Origin of the sequence: Anaerofustis sp. (genome assembly GCF_019420015.1) — a bacterium.
GTDB lineage: Bacteria > Bacillota > Clostridia > Eubacteriales > Anaerofustaceae > Anaerofustis.
Genome location: NZ_JAHZIA010000033.1, coordinates 1 through 3,136 on the forward strand (window position 1 = coordinate 1; position 3,136 = coordinate 3,136).

The window sequence follows — 3,136 nt, forward strand, 5'->3', positions numbered from 1 at the left end:
GCTGGCGCGACAGGTGCAACCGGTCCTACCGGTGCAATAGGTCCGACCGGAGCAACTGGTCCTACCGGTCCGACAGGACCAAGAGGTGAACAAGGCATAACTGGTCCTATTGGTCCGACTGGTCCTTCGGGTGCAACAGGAGCTCAAGGAGTCCAAGGCGCAACAGGTGATACCGGTGCTGTAGGTCCGACCGGGGCTACCGGCGTGACAGGAGAAGCGGGCGAAGCAGCAAGAATCAATATCGGCACCGTTACCACCGCTAACCCTGACGAAGCCGCAAGCGTGACAAATTCGGGAACACCAAACGACGTTATTCTTGACTTTGTAATTCCAAGAGGCGAAACGGGACAATCAGGAGACTCTACTTCCGAAGTATTGTCGGCGGTAGACGGAGCCCCTCAGCCAAGCGGTACAAATCAGCCAATCAGTTTCAACAACAACGCATTGATTTCAGGACAATATATATCTCACAACGTTAATTCTCCCGATATAGAAATCACAAAAAACGGCATATACCAAGTATCTTTCAATGCCACTGTCGGAATATCGACGGGCACAACAATACCGTCTGACATTTTACTGTCGCTTACGGTAAACGGCTCTGTAACTCAGGGGGGAAGCGCACGCCATAACTTCACGGCAAGCGCAGAATTTGCAACAGTATCTTTTAATTTCCCTATATCCGTAACTTCCACACCTACGGTATTAAATGTTCTTACGGACAAAACAGGATTTATACTAAGTGACGTAACCATAACGGTATTCAGACTTGGAGACCAAAACTAAAAAACATTATAAAAAGAAAAGTCCGCCCAGGCGGGCTTTTCTCTTTTATAAAAAACAACCAAAACACAAATATAATTTTTTATTAACTTTACATTTTATATTCTTTGTGATAAAATATTATATATTAATTCACTGAGCAGAATGATACATGTACCAATTCATTTGTTTAATGACTTGATACATGTTTTTTTATTTCCATAAGAGTAACAAGAACAGTACCAGATATGTATTTTCTTAGAGCCTTAAGTTATATAAAATTCGTGCGGTTTTGAATTTATAAATAATATTACGGGAGGTATCTTTAAATGCAAAAAGGTACGGTAAAATGGTTTAACAAAGAAAAGGGATATGGCTTTATATCGAACGACGAAAGAAAAGAAGAAGTATTCGTTCATTTCAGCGCCATAAACGCAGAGGGATTCAAAAATCTTGAAGAAGGTCAAAAGGTGACATACGAAGTTGAACCTGACATCAAAGACAAAAACCGTCTAAGAGCCGTTAATGTAACAGCATACTAAAAAACAGGATATATATCCTGTTTTTTTATTTTTCAAAATCAAAAAATCTTTGCAATAAAAAACCCGAAAACCTATGAAGATTCCCGGATTTTTTCTGATAACAAATTATTAAAAAATAACTCGTTAGGTATTATATCTTTGTTTTATTATACTACACTTTTCCCCGTCTTACAACAAAGTTATTAAAATTATTTTCTTTTAAAACATAATTATTTCCTTTTTTACAAAATCCCAATCCCTTTATTTATATTCTTATATATCCTTAAACCCTAATACCGAAAGCAACAAAAAAGAGCTTTTAAGCTCTTTTTTGTTTGTATTATCCGTGTATCATCTTTCCGCCTATTCCTTCGCAAGCTTCCATAAAGCCTTCGCTTAAAGTAGGATGAGCAAATGTGATATTTGCTATTTCTTCGCTTGTCGCTTCCAAATCCATTGCTATTGCACCCTGTGCAACAATATCCGAAGCATTCAGCCCGACTATATGTACCCCGATTATTTCATCGAATCTTTCGTCTGTAATTACTTTTACAAATCCAGTCGTATCGTTCATGGCAAGGGCTTTTCCTACCCCCGCAAAAGGCATCTTGCTTACTTTGCACGGAATGCCAAGCTCTGCAGCCTGTTTTTCGTTCAAACCTATCCATGCAACCTCAGGAATCGTAAATACACATGAAGGTATACGACTGTAGTCTACCGAAGCACCTTCGCCGAATAAGTCTTCCGCAACGACAATCCCCTGTCTGCTCGCTGTATGCGCAAGCATTACCGTACCCGTAACGTCACCTATCGCATAGATATTGTCCACATTCGTTTTAAGTTTATTGTCTATTTCAATAAATCCTCTCTCACTTGTAAGAATATCTATGTTGCTCGCAACTTTAACAGGCTTTCTTCCAACAGACATAAGAACCGCATCGGCAGTAATCTCTCTTCCGTCAGACAGCACAACCTTGCCATTTGCAAGCTTGCTCGCACCTACTCCCGTAATAATATCTATTCCGTGTCCTCGAAGCTCTTTGTCTACGGTTTTTATTACATCATCGTCAGCCATAGCAAGAATACTGTCTAACATTTCAACTATGGTTACCTTAACACCAAACTCATTCATAACACCAGCAAGTTCCACTCCGATAACTCCGCCGCCTATGATAACCAGATTTTCAGGGAGTTTTTCAAGGTTTAAAATCCCTTCCGAATCATAAAGCTCAACGCTGTTGTCGTTTTCTATAGGAATCATCACAGATTCGCTTCCGCATGCAATGACTATGTTATCAACACTGTAAGCCTTGTCTGCCGCCAAAATCTCATGATTAGAGTTTATTACGGCTTCGCTCATCACAACATCTACTTTGTGTCTTTTTAAAAGTCCCTGTACTCCGCCAGTAAGTTTTGAAACAACATTACTCTTTCTTTCCATAACCTTTGACCAGTTCGTCTTAAAAGATTCTATCTCTATACCCATTTCGGCGGCATTTTTTACTTCTCTTAACACTTCCGCATTTTTAACAAAGGCTTTTGTCGGAATACATCCTTTGTTCAAACATACCCCTCCGATATGTTCCTTTTCGAAAATCACTACTTTTGCACCCAGCTGAGCAGCTCTTATTGCGCATACGTATCCTCCGGGACCTGCGCCGATAATTGCCAAATCATAATCATAACCGCTGTCTTTTTCTTCATCCAAGCTTCCCGTTTCTCCCGCAAGTTCAGGATGAGTGATAATCATCGCTTCTTCTTTTGTAGGTGCAATGGAACCTTTCTTTCCTATAAACATTATAGGCTCGTTTACCTTAACGTCATCCCCTTCTTCAACGTAAAGAGCAAGCACA

2 protein-coding genes and 1 pseudogene are annotated in these 3,136 nt (G+C 40.2%); 2 read left to right on the forward strand and 1 reads right to left on the reverse strand.

Going from position 1 to position 3,136, the window contains the following annotated elements; translation table 11 throughout:
• Together QZ357_RS05800 and QZ357_RS05805 are read left to right on the forward strand one after the other, a co-directional pair.
• Window positions 1-786, forward strand: a pseudogene (locus QZ357_RS05800) (collagen-like protein); the annotation flags it as partial.
• A 305-nt stretch (window positions 787-1,091) separates the two neighbouring features.
• Complete coding sequence (locus tag QZ357_RS05805) at window positions 1,092-1,304, forward strand: cold-shock protein (protein WP_290773047.1); 213 nt, start codon at window positions 1,092-1,094, stop codon at window positions 1,302-1,304.
• Between the two features lie 319 nt (window positions 1,305-1,623).
• On the opposite strand, the gene lpdA is transcribed toward QZ357_RS05805, so the two are convergent.
• Window positions 1,624-3,136 (reverse strand): dihydrolipoyl dehydrogenase (gene lpdA, locus QZ357_RS05810; protein WP_290773049.1); only part of this gene is annotated, 1,513 nt, incomplete at its 5' end.